Annotated in this window: 11 protein-coding genes and 1 pseudogene; 8 read left to right on the forward strand and 4 right to left on the reverse strand. The window is 32.2% G+C overall.

What is annotated here, in order from left to right; all coding sequences use genetic code 11:
- Nucleotides 1–64: 64 nt before the first annotated feature.
- The 6 genes and pseudogenes from ABWU24_RS07845 to ABWU24_RS06645 form a co-directional block, all read left to right on the forward strand.
- Nucleotides 65–217: pseudogene (locus ABWU24_RS07845) on the forward strand (IS630 family transposase); the annotation flags it as partial.
- 129 nt (nt 218–346) lie between these two features.
- Nucleotides 347–640 carry a hypothetical protein gene (locus tag ABWU24_RS06625; RefSeq protein ID WP_341815965.1) on the forward strand — a complete coding sequence of 98 codons (294 nt, stop codon included), beginning with the start codon at nt 347–349 and terminating at the stop codon, nt 638–640.
- A gap of 147 nt (nt 641–787) precedes the next feature.
- Entirely contained in the window at nt 788–1,972 is a 1,185-nt protein-coding gene (locus tag ABWU24_RS06630; RefSeq protein WP_341815966.1) for a hypothetical protein, read from the forward strand.
- 157 nt (nt 1,973–2,129) lie between these two features.
- A complete protein-coding gene (locus tag ABWU24_RS06635; protein ID WP_015588541.1) occupies nt 2,130–2,729 on the forward strand; it encodes a peroxiredoxin in 600 nt (199 codons plus the stop codon).
- Nucleotides 2,716–3,663, forward strand: a complete 948-nt coding sequence (gene trxB, locus ABWU24_RS06640; protein WP_135352830.1) for a thioredoxin-disulfide reductase — start codon at nt 2,716–2,718, stop codon at nt 3,661–3,663. The genes ABWU24_RS06635 and trxB overlap by 14 nt, the downstream gene beginning before the upstream one ends.
- Before the next feature lie 90 nt (nt 3,664–3,753).
- A complete protein-coding gene (locus ABWU24_RS06645; RefSeq protein WP_353274629.1) occupies nt 3,754–5,112 on the forward strand; it encodes an ankyrin repeat domain-containing protein in 1,359 nt (452 codons plus the stop codon).
- Here the strand turns inward: ABWU24_RS06645 and ABWU24_RS06650 are convergent.
- A protein-coding gene (locus ABWU24_RS06650) for an IS630 family transposase (RefSeq protein WP_353274215.1) occupies nt 5,072–6,077 on the reverse strand; the annotation gives its coding sequence in 2 pieces (ribosomal slippage) (nt 5,072–5,566 and nt 5,568–6,077; 1,005 coding nt in all). The genes ABWU24_RS06645 and ABWU24_RS06650 overlap by 41 nt on opposite strands.
- Between ABWU24_RS06650 and ABWU24_RS06655 the strand changes: the two genes are divergently transcribed.
- Nucleotides 6,071–6,364 (forward strand): hypothetical protein, encoded by a 294-nt coding sequence (locus tag ABWU24_RS06655; RefSeq protein ID WP_353274631.1) that lies wholly within the window; start codon nt 6,071–6,073, stop codon nt 6,362–6,364. The two genes, ABWU24_RS06650 and ABWU24_RS06655, sit on opposite strands and share 7 nt — an antisense overlap.
- Before the next feature lie 413 nt (nt 6,365–6,777).
- Here the strand turns inward: ABWU24_RS06655 and ABWU24_RS06660 are convergent, their stop codons facing one another.
- The 3 genes from ABWU24_RS06660 to ABWU24_RS06670 form a co-directional block, all read right to left on the reverse strand.
- Complete coding sequence (locus ABWU24_RS06660) at nt 6,778–7,323, reverse strand: hypothetical protein (protein ID WP_341815968.1); 546 nt, start codon at nt 7,321–7,323, stop codon at nt 6,778–6,780.
- 270 nt (nt 7,324–7,593) lie between these two features.
- Complete coding sequence (locus ABWU24_RS06665) at nt 7,594–7,794, reverse strand: hypothetical protein (RefSeq protein WP_041581408.1); 201 nt, start codon at nt 7,792–7,794, stop codon at nt 7,594–7,596.
- Nucleotides 7,795–7,835: 41 nt separating this feature from the next.
- The gene (locus ABWU24_RS06670; protein ID WP_341815969.1) at nt 7,836–10,079 is read right to left on the reverse strand and encodes a hypothetical protein; all 2,244 of its coding nucleotides are present in this window, start codon (nt 10,077–10,079) and stop codon (nt 7,836–7,838) included.
- A gap of 717 nt (nt 10,080–10,796) precedes the next feature.
- Here ABWU24_RS06670 and ABWU24_RS06675 point away from each other — a divergent pair.
- Nucleotides 10,797–18,683, forward strand: a complete 7,887-nt coding sequence (locus tag ABWU24_RS06675; RefSeq protein WP_353274633.1) for a tetratricopeptide repeat protein — start codon at nt 10,797–10,799, stop codon at nt 18,681–18,683.
- The last annotated feature ends 14 nt before the right edge of the window (nt 18,684–18,697 follow it).

Genomic DNA, 18,697 nt, shown 5'->3' on the forward strand with positions numbered 1-18,697 from the left:
AATTATAGCTCTTTTCCTAATAGTGTGAACATGATGGAATAGGTAAAGTAGCGAGGAGATGTGAATGCCAGCAGCATATAGTTATGATTTAAGGAAAAAAGCATTGGATGTAGGGGAAAGTAGAGCATTTGTAGCCAAGAGGTTTAAAGTTAACATTCTATGAATGGCAAAAAGGTGCAAGAAAATAGGTGATTTTAAATCAAAATGTAGATCCAATAGAGCGTGATTGATATCTTGCTAGTAATAGTGTAACAGCTTTTATTAAGATATTTTTTTACCATACGGCAGCAATAACAAAGTTAGAAAATTGATGGCTGAATATGTTGGCATTGATAAACAGTATATTATGCTTCAAGCAATATTTACTTTAGTAGCTTCTACAACTTTTTTTAGTATAGCTTCTTCTTGGTGCTGTGTACCAACAGCAGTATTTGCACTTGCTACGTGTTTCTTTGTTAAAAATGATGTACATGCTGCATTTTCTGCAAAAGAACTTTCTCCTGAGTTTGCCGAAATTATTACTGAAAAAGTAGTAAATAATGTTGAGCTCAATGCAGAAGACAACTCTCAATCGAGAAGCTACTTGTATGAGACTGTGTTATATAGTGAAACTAGATTTCACCTTTACACATCTAGATAAGGGGTAACAGAAGACACTAGAATGACAAAATCGTTATTCTGCTACGCATTATCGCCGTATAACTATAGCTATATATGAACTAAAAAAGTAATATTCACTAGATCTTAATATTTTAGATCTATATTTCAATAAAATATTACAATTAGTATGAATGATCCATTTAAAAGTGAGGATTATAAAAAAAATCTCGATTCTCTGATCAAAGCTATAAAGCTAGGAAATTCAGAGAAACAATATGGTAAAACAGTAACAGATTTATCTCATGCTTTAGAGGGTTTTACAGATAAGGCAGAAGATGTAGCTAAGCTTGTTATACGTGATGACTTGAATAATGGTGTAAAGAAGGCAAATAAAAAGCCATTAATTCTTAGGATATTCAATAGAATATTAGGAAGAGATGTTTCGATTAGGAATATAAGTAATTTTATAAAAGATAAATTGCCTCCTTCAACTGTTAGAACAGCAATCGAATATACAGATGTTATTCAAAAAATTTCAGATTTAGAGCGAATAGAAAGAAGTCAAGATAAATATAGGTCATATGGAATAAATTTAGAAAATAGACAGCAAAAGAAAAATCTCTTATATGAACGAGAAGATTCAGGTTATGGAGGTTCATTAAACGAAGATCCTGAGTATGAAGAAATATCAAATTATCAAGAGGAAAAAAGTAAATCTTTAACAAAAGATTTGCGTAATCTACAATCAATTAAAGAGGAGCCGATTTATGCAACAATCTCTAAAGAACATATAGAAGCAAAAAGAGAACATAGGAAGAAACAACAACTTCAATCTCTTGCACCACCAAAACCACCAAGAGTACCACTAGTACCAGAGAAAATGTTTACTGCCAATCAAAAAATTAGACAAGAACCGAAAAAAGATAAACCTGCAGTACCACCAAAGCCTAAAGATTTAGGCGAAAAAGTAAGCACAGAGCGAAAAATAGTAGTAGAAAAATTAGCTGAGAGTAACCCTATACTACCACTAAAATCTAAAAATCAAGATGGTAAAGAATCAGCAAAAAAAGCTGATGGACCAAAAGTACTAGTAGTTGCTATGAAAAAAGAAGTGACTCGCGAGAGTAGTAAAGTAAAGGCATTAAAAGAAAGATTTGAGCGAAATCAAGTAAAGAACGTGTTGCCTGCTGAAAACAAAACTACTTCAGTAACACAAACGGATATCAGTGTGAAGAGAAAACAATCTCGTTCATTTCCAGTAGGGAATAAAAAATCTTCGATCAACCATCTTGCCAGCAAAAATTTACCTTCCACGAATGTAAGTGTAAAAGAAATGGTTGCACGAATTGAAAACAGAAAAGATGGAAGATAGTAATATTTTGGTATTTCCCTATTCATGAAAATTAGCTCTTATCATAACATTTTTACAGCCATAAGAGGAAGTTTTTATAGGATTGGGGCTAAAGAAAACTTGCATGTAAATGTATCAAGGTATAAAATTGTAGATATTGAAAATGAATAGGTTAGTTATGAATCTTGTAACAAAATCCGCTATCGATTTTACTGCTTCGGCTGTTCTCGCTAATGGAAAAATAGTTGATGATTTCTGTTTAAGTAAACATATAAAGGATAAGTATGCTGTCCTTTTTTTCTATCCACTTGATTTTACTTTTGTCTGTCCAACTGAGTTGATATCATTTAGCAACAAAATAGAAGATTTTTCAAAACGTAATGTTGAAGTGATAGGAATAAGTATAGATTCAAAATTTTCACACTATAAATGGCGAAACACTCCAGTTAATGATGGTGGTATTGGAGAGGTTAGCTACACTTTAGTGTCTGATATCAAAAAGTCTATATCAAGAGACTATGGGGTCTTATATGATGACTCAATTGCACTAAGAGCAACTTTTGTTATTGATGATAAATTTGTTGTGCGTCATCAATCGATAAATGATTTTCCTTTAGGACGTAATGTCGATGAGTTTATTAGAATTATTGATGCAATAAAACATAATGAAGAGCATGGTGAAGTATGTCCAGCAGGGTGGAAAAAAGGCAAGCCTGCGATGCAGGCAAGCGATGAAGGAGTGGCTGATTATCTAAACTCACACAGTGCAGAATTGTAAATTGAGTACAAAAGTTCTTATTATTGGATCTGGAGCAGCGGGTTATGCTGCTGCTATATATGCAGCACGTGCAAATTTAGAGCCAATTGTAGTCACAGGAATGCAACCTGGTGGTCAGCTTACAATTACTACGGATGTTGAAAACTATCCAGGTTTTGTTTCTATACAAGGTCCAGAACTCATGGAACAAAAGAGGTTGCATGCAGAGAAGGTGGGGGCAAGGGTAATAAATGACGAAATAAAAAGCGTTGAACAACTTGAGGATTCTAATGAGTATAGATTTAGATCTTGTGGTAATGTTAGTGACTACTATTCGAATGCAATTATAATCGCAGCTGGTGCGCAAGCGAAGTGGCTTGGCCTGGAGAGTGAAAAGAAATTTCAAGGTTATGGGGTTTCAGCATGTGCAACTTGTGATGGCGCATTTTTTCGGAATAAAGTTGTAGCTGTGATTGGTGGTGGAAATACCGCAGTTGAAGAGGCAATATTTTTAACTCGATTTGCTAAAGAAGTTATACTGATACACAGGCGTGATAAGTTAAGAGCAGAGAAAGTAATGCAAGACAGGCTCTTTAAAAATGATAAGATAAAGGTAATATGGAATCATACCGTAGAGCAGATTCTTGGAGAAGAAAATCCTAAAAAAGTTACTGGCATTACAATTAAATCGACAGACATCAATAAAACCCAGGAATTGAAAGTAGATGGAGTGTTCATTGCAATTGGGCATGCACCAAATACAGGTATTTTTAAGGGCTTTGTTGAAATGGACCAGCAAGGTTATATAATTACGAAACCTGGAACAACTCTAACCAGTAGGGAAGGGGTATTTGCCGCTGGTGATGTTCAAGATAAGGTATATCGTCAGGCAGTAGTTGCAGCAGGTACAGGGTGCATGGCTGCACTTGATGCAGAAAAATTTTTGGAATCATAATTAGTTCTAAAATTTTTAATTAAACTCCTTACAATTTTCTTTGTTTTTTGATAATTATGTTAATGAATTATAGATTGGGGGGAATTTAGTATGCTTTCGCAAAATAATGTAGATTTTGGAAGAAGGGTTGTTAGTGATGTAGGATTACGATCTCAAAATCAAACAACTTCAGGACAATCAACAGCAAAATTATTTAAAGCTATTGATGATGAAAATTTAGAAAATTTTAAGCAAGCTCTGGCAGAAGGTGCAAATGTTAATGCGTTTGATAATGGATATACATCATTAATGACTATTATCGTGAATGGTGATGATAGTCCTACAAACTTAAAAATGATGACTTTGCTTTTACAGCACCAGAATTTAAATGTTAATATTCAAGAAACTAAAGAACGCAATACAGCTCTACATCTAGCTTTTCTTATGGAAAATAGAAGTTTTGTAGAGATTTTACTGAGACATTCTAGTATTGATACAAACGTGAGAAATAGAGTCCTTCTTCTGAAAGATGAATATCTTGAACCTCGATATGATGGGTTTAGAGCAGTTTTTATAGACAATCCATCTTACCAACAATGTTTTTTTTATACTCCTCAGGAACATATTGAAAAAATAGGGCGAATACAAAAAAAGAAGTTTTCATATCTTACAATAGAAATACAAAAAGCACAAACAGGAAAAGAATTATTAAATGCTCTTTCTGGTAGAAAGATTGACCAAGCAAAAATACTATTAAATCAAGATCTCAACCCTAATTGTTGGAACAGAAATTTCAATGGAGAAATAGAAACACCACTTAGCCTGATTATCAAATCATGTTTACAAGGAATAATACAAGACAACGAGGAAGTATTGACTAAACTTTTAAAACATAAGGAGCTAGATTTTAGTCAAATAAAACCAATACCAGCTATAGAACGAAATCAATGGGTAAAGCAAATAATTGAACGAACTATTAAAGAGCGATTAACTGATACTATTGATAAAAAAGATTTGGATAGTGTGAAAGAATTAGTGAAAGATAACTGTTTCATAAATCATGCAATTGTTACTGCTGCGTTGAGGAATGTTCATAATCTAATCGAATCTATTAAAAATTATCTAATTGAGAAATTTCCTGCAACTGTAGAACAGTCTTCAGCAAATGCACATAATGTTGCTCCGGAAATAAACGATGGGCTTATTGCTCAAGAATTGCAGCGACTTGAAAACCTGGAAGGTGAACTTGAAAGAACAAAGGCTCAACTTGCAGAAAAAGAGCAAGAGCTGAATAAGGTCGTAAACGAAAGAACAAGAGATACTAGCAAAATTTCACAGTTAGAAAGGGAGTTGAGACAAGTAAGGCAGGATAATCAAGAAAGAATTCACACTTTCACTGATCAAGTAGCTCGACTTATACCAAAATCCATTACTGACCGAACAAATAAGAAACATTACAAACTCGTTTAATAGTAGTACTGGAAATATTGACAATAAAATTACACAAAACATCTTCAAGTAAACCTATGGTATCGTAGATACTATTGCGTAAAGTATTGTATTTGATATATTGCCACAACCTTTCAACAGGATTCAGTTCCGGTGAATAAGGAGGCAAGTATATGATGGTAATGTTTTCCTGAATTTTCAAACTTTTTGATCTATGCCAACTTGCACAATCCATTACAAGAAAGGCTTCTTTCGTGCCTAAATCTTTCGACATCTGCTCCAGAAATATATTCATACAATCAGTGTTTACATATGGAGCAAGTAGGCTAATTTTCTTACCACTTCTTGGATTTACCGCACTGTAGATATAGAAATTTTGTCTACCAATTTTCATTTTAACCTGTGTTCTGACCCCTTTTTTAAACCATCCGTGTCCGATTTTTGAATGAGTTCCAAATCGTGATTCATCAAAAAAATACCTCCTTTTCAGGGTGGGAATTGACTATTTTATTGAAGTATTTTTTAAACTCTTCTTGCTTGTTTTTATCTTGTTTATGGTGAATTGGCCTCGGTGTTATGTAAGAAAACTTCATCCTTTGTATCTCACGGTGCACTGTTGATTTGCTAATGTTTAGGCCAAATTCCTCTGAGATTTTTATTTGCACTTCCTTAATAGTAATATTTGGATTTCTTTCTACCCATATTTCAATTTGCTCACGTTGATTTTTGTTTAATTTGCTTTTTCTTCGCCGCTGAGACGGGGAAAATAATCTTTCTACTCTACCAAATTTTAGATGCTTTATCCATTCAGTCAAAGCAGTCCTTGAAATTTTACATATTCTTGCCACAGCGCTTATACTACTTTCTTTTCCTGCTATCACCGCTTGTAACTTTTTTGAAACATATGCGTTATTTCTGACCTTTTTTAACATTTCTTTCGCCAAATTTACAACTTTTTCGTCTAATAGTTTTGACCTTAATGCCATTTATACCTCTCTATTTTATCTACTTTAGTATCACTTCTTTCCCATTATTGTCTATCTGTTCTTTATATAGTGGGAATTGGTATAACTATGCTTCTTCCTCTTTTGTGTTATCTGGAGCGTTTGCTGTTGGTTCATGTTTAACAGTATCGAATTTAGAAATATGTATTTCATTTGCTGTAGCTGCATCTGTTTGCATTGCAATTGGGTGCTACTGTTCATATAAAGCAAGTTCAGTACTGAGTGATGTGACAAGCACTGAATTTGGTAATGTTATCAGTTTAAAATAGAGTTAAGGTTTTTACTTCTTCTCTAAACTCTACTGAAAATTTTTATAAATATTGAAAACATCTTAGATGAATGTAAACCTAAGTGGTTTCAAGACTTAAATGATCAAGCAGTTGTTGTATTATCCATTCAGTAAGATGATAAAATCCTATACTCGGATGACATTTTCCTTGGTCTGTTGTATCACAATGTTCGTACAGGTGTATGTTCCACCAAAAGTACGATTTATGTTATAGCGTTGTGCTAAGGGTGTCATCCCAGTGTCAGCTACTTTCATGGGTTCTGTCGCATTTATAAACCATAGAAAAGAAGATTATTAAAGCTGGGATTATAGGAGTTATAGATGTGACAGAACCGTAAAATTTAACACTTCTGCAAATCTTCATTTACTTGTTGGTTAGCTCCTAAGTTAGGTTCATCTAGTTATCGCTAGGCTTTGATGCTGATAAGGTTGAATTATCGTAACCTCCGTAAGATAAGTGCTTGGTGGTCTCAGACAAGGTTCATCGATTTCTACAAATGCCAGTACTTTCAATTGAGGAATGTGTTTTTCATTAACATCTTCAAAATCGATAAAGTTACTCAGAGTTATTCCTCCATTTCCTAATTTTTCCCTAAAGTCATTTCTGTGGCTGTCAAAAAATCTCTTCATATCATCAAATGTCATTTCTTTAATATCATATCTATTATAATATATTGATAAAGCATTAATTAATGGTTTGTGGTTATGTAGGAAAATTTCTTTTTTCACTTTATTAGCTTTATCAATTAGAATACGAGCATATTCTGGATATTGCTCTTGTAAGCTTTTTTGATTATTAAACTTATCACGTACATTTTCATTTTTTTCCCATATACTAACTAATGCACCTATATTATTCTCGTTTAAAAAGTCATGTAGTAGCTTATTTTTCTTCTTAAGTTTTTCAGCTTCTAGCACCTGCTTATCTGCTAAACTCATAATTACCTCCTAGTGTTAAAAATAATAATATACTTTAATTATTAAATATTTAAATAGAAAAATCAAGATTTATATATTTTTTATACTTTATGTAAGGTTATTAATAATCACCTTAGCTCCAGAAACATACTAAAAATTAGCGTCATAAAAATCTTGAATGTTTACTTTTTCAAAAAACATAAAAAAGATCGTATATTTGTGAGAACAAGCCGTGTAAAAATAGGGTTGTAAAAATAGAAGATTTAAATTGTTTCCATAAACTTAGGCAAATCAGTTCGTATGTAAATTTAACAGAAGTAAGCCAATATAGATGATTTTAGCGTATAATGAAATCATTGAACGTTCCCGATAACCGTAAGAAAAATAAGCTTTAGTAGGTAAGCTAATCCTTTCTTTATCATTTATTTTGACAGTTACAAGCTTATTTTTACCATCACAAAAAGCACCTCCCGGCTCTAAATTAAAACGCATCTTAACCCTCCTGGTTTCTATATCTTAATATATATTAACTATCATAATCCCCTACCATAAGCTCTTGCATTTACTTTTAGTAGCTGATTTCTATTAACTTCTTCTACAAAGCTAGATGGATTTTCCATTGTACAATCTGACTTTCTAATAGTCTTACCTAACTCTTTAAAAGCACTACTATTTCTTTCGAAATACCCATTTTCTATGGCTGTCAAAACACTTTCTCCCCCTAAAAGACAATTTTGTCCTAAATTTGATTTATTCTCTAACTTATTAAACCTTACTTCATCGATAAGCCTCACCTCTATTTTATTACTATCTTCCTCATTAGGGCATAGATATATACTGATCTCTCCTATTTCAGTAGAAAAAGACATTTCAATGATGCCTTCTAAAACGTCCGTATAATTTCTCCTTTCCCCTATATTTTCAACTCTAATTATACTTTTTCCAACTTGAAGTACACCAATATTTAGATTTAAATCTTTAGCTTTCTGATTATTGAATATCTTTGCAACTTCAATAGTACTATTTTGTGGGTAATCTATACAAAAATATCCATTATCTATTTCTAGTTCAAAGTCATGTTTATCAATTTGCTCACTTTTACTTATAATACTTTCAAGTGCTAACTCCTTCAGCTTTGAAAGGTTTGCTTTTCGCTGACCTAAGGTATCTTTATCTGAACAAATTACGTTTACTACATCTCCATGCTCTTCATCGCTAAATCTGTTTAAAGATGCACCTTCTGATATTATCTGAAATATTTTTTTCTTGTGTAAAAACTCATAAATTTGAGTAGTGTCAGCAGATAAATATAGCTTTGGGAATGTGTCAGCTATACGATCTATCAAGGACATATCAGATTTATATGGAAAAGTGAACATTATTCCTTGTTTCAGTGCTTCGTTTATAACTTTATCAAGTTCTTTTTCGCACTTCTCATAATCTTCTTCGCTACCAGAGTAACCTAAAATGTCCAGATAATCATGGATCTTATTTATTTTTTGCCAAATACTTTCATACTTTTCTTCTTCTCTTGTATTCGGTTTTACTTTCGCTAAAGAAAAAGAGTCTTTTTGACGAATTAAAACAAAAGTATCTTTTTCTTTATGAATTATGGCTTCATCATAGAATAGTTGACTGTAACGCCTACCAAAACTTTCATCATAATCAGGGCAAGGGCTAACATTGTTGTCATCGTCACTTTCACTATCCGTTTCGTTCCATACTTCAATTGGGAAATCATTATTTTCAAGGTTTTTATCTTCACTTATTCGACAATTTTCTGTTTTTCCATATAGCCAGGTTGATTTCTGGTCATCGCTACTTTCATCGTCAGCTTCATTCCATACTCCAATCTCGAAATCATTATTTTCAAGGTTTCTATCTTCACTTGTTCGATAATTTTCTGCTTCTCTATCCGGTAAGGTTGATTCTTGGTCATTATTATCAATAATATGTTTAATTTTCACTTCAGGTACAAACTGAAGCTTTGCTATTTCTTCTCTTACGTTTTCTTTGTTTATTTCATCTGCAAGAGACACTTCATTACTAATATAGAAATTTTTCTGTTTTAAACTTTCGTTTTCCTTCTGCAGTCTATTGAATTCTGCAAATAGTTCTTTATACTCTGATGAATAAATATAAAATTGATCTCTTACATCATTAAGTTCCTTCTCTTTTTCTAATATCTGATTTTCATAATTACCTTTCAAATCCTCTATACTGTTTATCAGCACTGTACTTTCTTTTCTTACTCTATTTAACTCATCTTCAGTCAAAACCAGTTTTTGCTGTAACTCTTCATTTATTTTGTTTGTTAACTGAATTTCATTCTTTGCCTCTTTTAATTGATTATTTAAGTTCTTAATTATATTACTTTTGTTCTGAGTTTCTAATAATAATATTTCTACTTTCTGTTTTAGCTGTTCGATGTCTTGATCATTTTCAGTTAAATTTCTCGTCCTTCTTTGTAATTCAACTTCAAGCCTTTTAATTTTCCCTTCTAGGGTTTGCATTTCTCTGGTAAGTTCACTTACTTCTTCGTAATACTCTTCTACTCTTTTCTTATAGTGTTTTTGTAACTCTACATTTTTTTTAAGATCAAAATTTTCTTGTTGTAGATTTTCTATTTTACTTTTCAAACTATCTATTGCTTGATTTTCTTCACTGCTAATCTCAAATACCTCTTCAGGAAAATGTGCAAATTCACAAGATGAAATGTCTTCAAGGTCGTTACTATCAAATAAATTATATTGTACTACCTGCTTTAAACTAAACATACCTATACCCCCTACTAAAATAAACAGATAATACATTGTATGTACTATATGTCATAAGTTCAATTGATTTGAACATAATTTGTTTACTAATTCCTATTGTGAATTTTTATAGAATAGGTTTAGGTGTAAAATATTATGATACCATTAAAGTAGATGGATAAAGCACAGTCTTTTTGAGAGGATAAATTTAATGAAAAGACCATACTAATTAGTGTTATAAGGAATTGAATTATTGACTCTTCTGAAATTGCAAAAAAGGTCATATATTTGTGAGAACACGTTGCGTAAAAATAAGGTTATAAAAATAGAAGATTTAAATTATTTCCATAAGCTTAAGCAAAACAGTTCATATGTGAATTTAGCTGAAGTAGGCTAATATGGCTAGTTTTAGCGTATAATGAAATCACTATATTAAAAAGTTCGTATGGATCAGTTGGTAGACCAATTCATTCCAAAACAAACTCTTCTCACAATAGTGGTTTTGGGTGATTGGAAATGGTTATTTTATTGAATTTTTAGCAAAATATAATACTAGATCAATTCTAATTTATTTAATAGTAATAAAGAAAAACTGAGATAATTTAAAGATAGAATAAAGCTTTTCTACAAGCTCAGCTCAAAAGCTTAAATAAAATAATAAAAACCATTTGCACCGCCAATTTTATTTACTAGCATGTAACAAGATCTTTAGATTTTATGTGAAATAGAAGGGATTTTATGCCAAAGGTAAATATTGATCCACAATCAGTTAAGTTACAGAAAGAAGAGAAATCTTTGCAGCTTAAAAATAGAATAAAGCGTCAATATAACCCTAGTGATATTAACATTGCCAAGTTGTTTCTTGCGATACGTGAGCATAGAACGGGTAATCCTCAGCTAAATAAAATTAGTGAAATTGAAGGATTACTTACTCAAGTGCAAAATATTAATGATATTGATCTCAATGATATTGGTAATACACCACTACATGTTGCTGTAAGCAAAAAACATCCAGACATTGTCGAATTTCTTTTGAATGTGCCTGGTATAGATCCTAACATTCAAAACAATCAAGGTGATACTTCCTTACATATTGCTGTTTCTGAAGATGATGAAGAATTAGTACGATTACTCCTAAGTAAAAAAGCAGAGATGAATATTAAAAATAAGGACGGTAAAACTCCATTGGATATTGCTAGAAGTAATACACAACCAAATAAGGAAAAGATCATCTCTACTTTAGAAGAACATTTAAATAAATCTTCTAATCAAGTAGAAAGACTTTCTGAGCAAGAAAAAGAAGTACATGAAAAATTAAGACGTTTTGTTGAAGATTTTGTTTTTATTTATGAAGGATCTTTGTCAGAGTACTATGAGAGATTAGAAAATCAAAAAGGAAAGCCAGGTAAATGGGCTGATTTTATTAATAGAGTGACAAGGACAGGAAAAAGTGGAACAGAACAAGGAGAAAGGGAATCAAAGGTAATTCCTCTTATTGGAATTAGCGTTCTTCAAGAAGCAATATCTGGCATTGGTAGTTATTATAATAGAGAAGAGCTAAAAAAGCTGATAGATCAATTGTATATCTTTAAAAAAGATCCGGTTAAAGTTAGGGAAGAGTTAGTAAAATCTGGTATTGAGATCTTTCAAGCTTTTGAGAGCCAATTTGTGCAAGTTAAAGCAGACGGGAGTTGGCAGAGAGCAATGGCAAAGTTAGCAAAAGATGCTGTAAGTAGAGTGGTTGATTACTATAGACAAAATAACGCCAAGGAGTTTTGTGCTTTCTCAATTACTGAGGGTATCATTTTAGGAGAGTCAAAAAAATACAAACAAACTTCTATTGGTGTTCCTCATATTAAATCAGGACATACGTTAGAAAGTAAAAATTTAAATTCATGGAATACTGCAGAATTATTTGATAAAGCAGGGTTAGTAACAATAAAGAGTGATGGTAGTGCTGATAAATACTACAGGAAAAGAGATGGAAAGAGTGATACTAGCAAATATGGTTATCGTCTTCTTTTTGAATGGGAGTTAGAAAATAAAATAAAAAAATTCGTGAGAGAGTACAGTGAAGAAAAACCTCCTAGAGAAGAATATAGGTATATTTTAAAGTCAGATGAGGAAAAATGGGAAGGTAAATTATTGGATGAGCTTAATAAGCAAGATCCAAAGTTAGTCAAAGAGAGGTTACTAAGCAATTTCAAAGAAGAAATGAAACAGGAAGCTGAAAAGAAAGTTAATGAATTAGAGGATTATATAGGTAAGAATTTTAATGAGTTATCAAGTTACATAGAAAGTAATCAAAATGAGATTAAGAGAGTCCTTGATGAATTAATCAGTCAACATCAGCAAGCTAGTCAAGAGATAGCAGATTCTATTGCAGAGGAAAGAAAAGAAAGTAGAGAAAGCTTTGAGAAAGTAGATAAAAAGCTTGATGAAATACATAGTTTAATTATAGCAGGACAACAAGTAAGGGAACCCATTTGGTTTGATGTAAAAAAGCCAGTAAGTTTATTTACTGGAAGAGAAGAAGAATTAATTGACCTACATAATAAAGTACAACGTAGTTCAGAAAAGATAACAATACTATCACAAATAACCTCAATTAGCGGTTTAGGAGGAATAGGTAAAACAGAGCTAGCTAGGGAATATATTCAAGAATATAGTAAAGATTATTATAACGATGTTATATGGATTAATGCTGAAAGCGAAGTATCTATTATTGAATCATTTACTCGATTAGCGAAGGATAAACTGAAAATTGATACAAAAGATGCAAATGGAAAAAAAAAGGATATACAGGATATTGTAGAAGAGGTTTATAAATTTTTCAGTGATAGCAAAAGCTTGTTTATTTTTGATGATGCCGAAAAAAGTAATTATTTGAATAAATTTTTACCACTTCATGATTTATTACCAGTTGGTAATGGACCTTATATTTTAATTACTTCTCGTAATCAAGAGTGGGGCAGAGGGATAGAAGTTATTAATCTGAACGAACTAAAGTCAGAAAAAGCGATAGAATTTGTAAAAAAGAGCTTGAGTATAGAAGATGAATCTCAAAATGAAAAGATAAAAGCTTTAGTAGAAAAGTTGCAACGCTTTCCTTTAGCTATACAGCAAGCGATAGCATACATTGAAGATCAAAGAATTACAGAAGAATTTGATATAGATGATTACCTAGAGAAGTATGAAAAGAAGACGAAAGATTTGCTTGATTCTGAAGTATTCAGGGGAATTGATAATGATTACGCTAAAACAACTTTTACAACTTGGAAGATTACAACCAATAAAATAGCAAGTGATAGAGAGAATGGAAAATTAGCTTTAAGGGTTCTTAATATTATATCTTATCTTGCACCTGAGAGGATTAGTAGAGAAGTATTTTTAGGTTTGACAGGAAGTAGTGAGGAGAAATTAAGGTCAGCTGTTCGCTTACTTATAAAATATTCTATGGTGAATGGTGAACAAAAGCAAAGTGTGTTGAGTACTCATAAATTAGTTCAAGAAGTGACAAGAATAGTATTAGAAGAGGAAGGTAAAGATAAGGAAGTTATGGACGAGGTTTTCAAGCTACTCAGAGCAAGCTTTCCTTATGGTAGTGATAAGTTAGAAGATTATGTCAAGAAACGAGAATTCTTGCCACACTTAGAAGCATTTTTATTACATGTAGATAATTGGTTAAAAAAGAACCCGAAAGATAAACAAAAAATAGAAGAGGATTACCTTGAGGGTTTGTTAATATTGATAAGTGATGGGTATTTTAGCTTGGGTAATCCTAAAAGACAAAAAGATTTGCTAGAAAGAACTTTACCTATTTTAGAGAAGCATTACGGAGTAGAGCATTTTGAAGTAGCTAAAACATTAGTAAATCTAAGCACCAGTTATGTAGTTTTAGGTGATTACAAAATAGCAAAAGATTTGCTAGAAAGAGCTTTAAAAATTGGAAAGCAATATTATGGAGCAGATCATTTTCAATTAGCTAGAACACTAGTAAATCTTAGTGTCACTTATCGAGCTTTAGGTGATTATCATAGGGCAAAAGAGTTGCTAGAAAAGGATTTACCTGTTTTAAAGAAGCATTACGGAGCAGATCATTTTGAAGTGGCTAGAGTTCTAGTAAACCTTAGTATCACTTATGGAGTTTTAGGTAATGCTCAAAGAGCAAGAGAGCTGCTAGAAAAGGCGTTACCTATTTTAGAGAATCATTACGGGGAAGATCATTTTGAAGTAGCTAGAACACTAATAAACCTAAGCATCAGTTATGTAGTTTTAGGTGATTATCAGAAAGCACAAGGGTTGCTAAAAAAAGCACTGCTTATTTTAGAGAATCATTACGGGGAAGATTATTTTGAAGTAGCTAAAACTCTAGTAAATTTGAGTATCACTTATGAAGGTTTAGGTGATTATCAGAAATCGAAAGAGTTGCTAGAAAAGGCGCTACCTGTTTTAGAGAATCATTACGGAAAAGATCATCTTGAAATAGCTAAAATATTAGTGAGCTTGAGTATTACTTATGGAGCTTTAGATGATTATCAGAAACAAACAGAGCTCCTAGAAAGGGCGTTACCTATTTTAGAGAGTCATTACGGAGTAGAGCATTTTGAAATAGGGATGATTCTAGAAAATTTAGGTATTGCTTATCTAATTTTAGGTGATTATCAGAAAGCAAAAGATCTTATAGAAAAGGCCTTGCCTATTTTAGAGAGTCATTACGGAGAGGATCATTTTGAAGTAGCTAAAACATTATTGAATTTGAGTATCAGTTATGGAGCTTTAGGTAATTATCAGAAACAAAAGGAATTGCTAAAAAGGGCCTTGCCTATTTTTAAGAAGCATTACGGAGAAGATCATCCTGAAGTAGCTATAGTCTTAGAAAATTTAGCTACTGCTGATAGAGCTTTAGGTAATGACCAGAGAGCAAAAGAGTCACTAGAAATGGCTGATAAAATATATCAAAAAGGTGAAGTTGCAGAATGTTTGCCGAACACAAGTTCAGGAATGAGGAAAAGGGAAGCAAAGATTGGGGAATGTGAACTGTCTTGGAAAGACGTAGATAAATTTAATACAGAAGAGGATGCAAAAAGGGATTTTAGTAAAATAAAAATAGATAGTGAAAAGTTTCTTCATTACATAAAAGATTTACCGAAAGATAAGCGTTATCAGCTAATTGAGCTAGCAAATAAAGTTGAAGTTACAGGTGGGTTTCGTGATTTGATCAATAAGCTTTCCAATAATCAGAAGGTCATGAATCATTTAAATAGAGTAAAGAAAATCTCTAGCATAACTATGCATGGAATGATGGCTAAAAATGTTTTAGCTGACTTTTTAAACGGAGATTATCAGGGTGTAGCAATTAATGTTGGCTTTATTGCCGGTGGTCAAGGATTTGCTAGAGTTGCTGAAGTTGCATCTCGTGAAGGATTAAATTTGCTCTCAGAAGGAAAAGCATTACTTGGTAGATCTTTAAGAGCAGCATCACCTTTTCTTGCTCGTGGCACTTCTGCCTTTATTGCCTATGATCTAGTAAATCAGGTAAAAGCATTTAAAAATGGTACGGAAGGAGCATTGGTTGGCGTAGTAGGAGATAGTATTTACCTAAGTGTTGATGCTGCAGAGATTGGCATAGAAGTAGCTGAAAGTTTTGCAATATTAGAAGGAGTGTCAAGTGTTACTGGACCAATTGGGTCAGGAATAGGCGCTGTAGTATTTGTTGGCACTGATGTTTACATGGCAGTAAAGAAAGTTGATAAGATTGATCAAATTATTCACCTAACTGAAAAAGAGAAGTTTATTGAAGGTTTACGTGCGTTTATCGGTATGCAACCTGAACAATATATAGAAGAGCTAATGGAAGAAAAACAACTCTATAACCAATTAGTTAAGCAAGGGTTTGAGTATTTGAAGGAGCATAGTAATATTCAAAGCTATGTATTCCCTACTAGTAAGTCATCTGTGGATTCTTGTCGTAAGGTACCATATCAACAAACCATCTGTAATATGGCTAGACTTAGCATTTTATGCCTTAGAAAGGTTAATGTGACATTTTATGCTGAAAAATGTACAACTAAGTTTGAGATAGATTTAGACAGTACAGTATTGCTTGATAGAAAAAGGACCGATATAAGATGGAGCAGAGCAAGACCGGATAATCCAAGTGGTGGAAAATTGTTTTGTTTCTCGCAGGGAAATGACGAACCTGCGCCAAGTTATGGGTCATATTTATGTGAAAATGCAATTGGTTTATCTAATAACAAGATAGAAGGATATACTCTAATTGATTTAGGAGAAGGTAAAGATTATGCCAGAGGATTTAAGGATAGTCAAAACATATTTGTAGTAAATGATGGTTCTAAGGAATATTACGGAGGAAATAAGAATGATATATTTATTTTACAGGGAGATCTTATAGGAGGATCCTTGTACGGAGAAGGTGGAATTGATACCTTAGATCTCACTGGATTTGCTCATGGTGTTGTCACTGTAGATGTTTACTTAAATGCAAACATTGGTATTACCGTATATAAGCACCATGGTTATCATAGTTTTAAAATTAATTCAGTGGAAAGAGTGTTTGGCAGAAAAGTTGAGGGAGATCATATATTTAGTGCATGTGAAACTAAATTCGTAGATGGCAATGGTGGTGCAGAAGATCAACTTGATTATGTACAGATAGAAAACAATGACTGTGTCTATGATATACAGGTAATAATTAAACCTTATACTGAAATAGATAATATGGCACTAAAGGGTAACTTTAGCTATATTCTACCATCTCAAAATGGTAGCGCATCTGTTAAATTACTTACTAATTTGGAAAGTAATCATAGGTTTACATTTGGCTATGTGCTTGCTGATGTTCAGAGTATTGATGTTGAAGATCAAAATAGTATAAGGTTCAATTTTTTCTCAAAAGTAATAAATAGTAACTTTAGTATATCTATCTCATATAACATAATGAACAATATAATCTATCAATTAAAAGACAGTGCTGAAATAAAAGTAGGCAAGGAAAGAAATTTGTATGCAATACAGAGTACTAATAAAACTATTGATGAAATTATAGAAAGTTACCCAGCTATAGCGAATAAACTCAATATGACTATTGCTGTACAATCTGTTAATGAATATATATTTGTTGGCCATGAAAAATGTGAGGTGCTTCAAAATAACCCGATTCATAACAGTCACTTGATTAAAAATGGTGGTGAGAATATATACGTAATTACTATAGCTTCAGGTAAGCAAAGATATGACCATAGTATTTTTTCTATACCAGAAGTAAACATCTATAATCTTGATAAAGGAAGTTCAATAGATACATTAGATTTACGAAAAGTGATAAAAATCATACAACAAGATGATCTAAGAGTGCATATTGGCCTGCCAAGAATTTATCAAGATGGAAATGATTTACTAGTTAAGTTAGAAGCAGAATTCGGACAAAGTTTTCCAGCAGAAGTGCTGATGGTAAGATTAAAAGACGGTTTGAATTGGTATGAAAAGCTTCATATTATCTCGAATAATATACCTATGAAAATAAGTTCTGAATTAGAACTAAAACCACTACCTTTGATATTTGAAAAGGATAAGGAGATTATTGTTGTAACTGGTCAAGATGTGGAGGAAGGTACTGAGCTTATCATTTCTAGAAAAGGAGAAAACTATAGGTTTGTTCGTAGTAATGATAATGATCTAATGATAACTAATGCTTTTGATTCGACTATTACTAGAGATGATTTTTGCAGTATTACACTTAGTGAATTCTATAAAACACCTAAGATGAAAACATTATCTATCAAATTTGCTGATAAAGGGATAGTGTTAAGAGATCATGAAAAGGAAATAAATGCTGCAAGAAACGTGGATAGTGTGAAAAGAGAGTATAAGGATCAAGTATATAATGATGTTTTCAGCAAATATAAACAGCAAAATGTTGCAATTAGGCATAGAAGACATAAGGAGTACAGTGATTTAGATAAAAGATTTTCAGAAAATATTAGAAACAGTAGCACAAAAGCATCTTCATGGATAAATGATTTATTTGGTTGGGTAAAGAACTCTATAGGTAGGTTTAGAGCTGCTCTGCCTGAAATTTTAGCAAATTATTCCAATACAGCTGGTACTAGCCAATTTAGTAGCGAAGTTTGTATCAGTAATAATGTTGGTTTAGGATTTCTCTTACTACAAAGTTTCCTAGATAGAAAATATCCTCTGCCTAAGTTTTGTTCTGCTACTCATGAAGAAGTTCTGGCTGATACACTTGATATAATGGAAGAGTTTAAAAAGACACTTAAAAAAACAGCTAAGCAATCTGGTGTATCAGTAAAAGGTTTTGACTTTTTTAAAGTGTATTCAGATATAGCAGGTCATGTAAGGAACGAAAGATATTCTAAAATACCAAGTACATTATATTCAGCCGTAAAAGAAGCTTATCCGAAAAATGAGAAGTTTTTGAGTACTTTCAAAAGCAGTATTGGGAAGATGCTAGATAGGCAGAAAATGGTTAATAATCATAATCAGGAGCAAGGTATAGCTAATGTAGATCCTTCATTTTTATACCAATTCCCACTATATAAAGAACAGATAGACAATAATGGGAAAGAAGTGATACTAAAGTAGATAAAATAGAGAGG

The organism is Wolbachia endosymbiont (group B) of Hofmannophila pseudospretella (genome assembly GCF_964028515.1).
Lineage (GTDB): Bacteria > Pseudomonadota > Alphaproteobacteria > Rickettsiales > Anaplasmataceae > Wolbachia.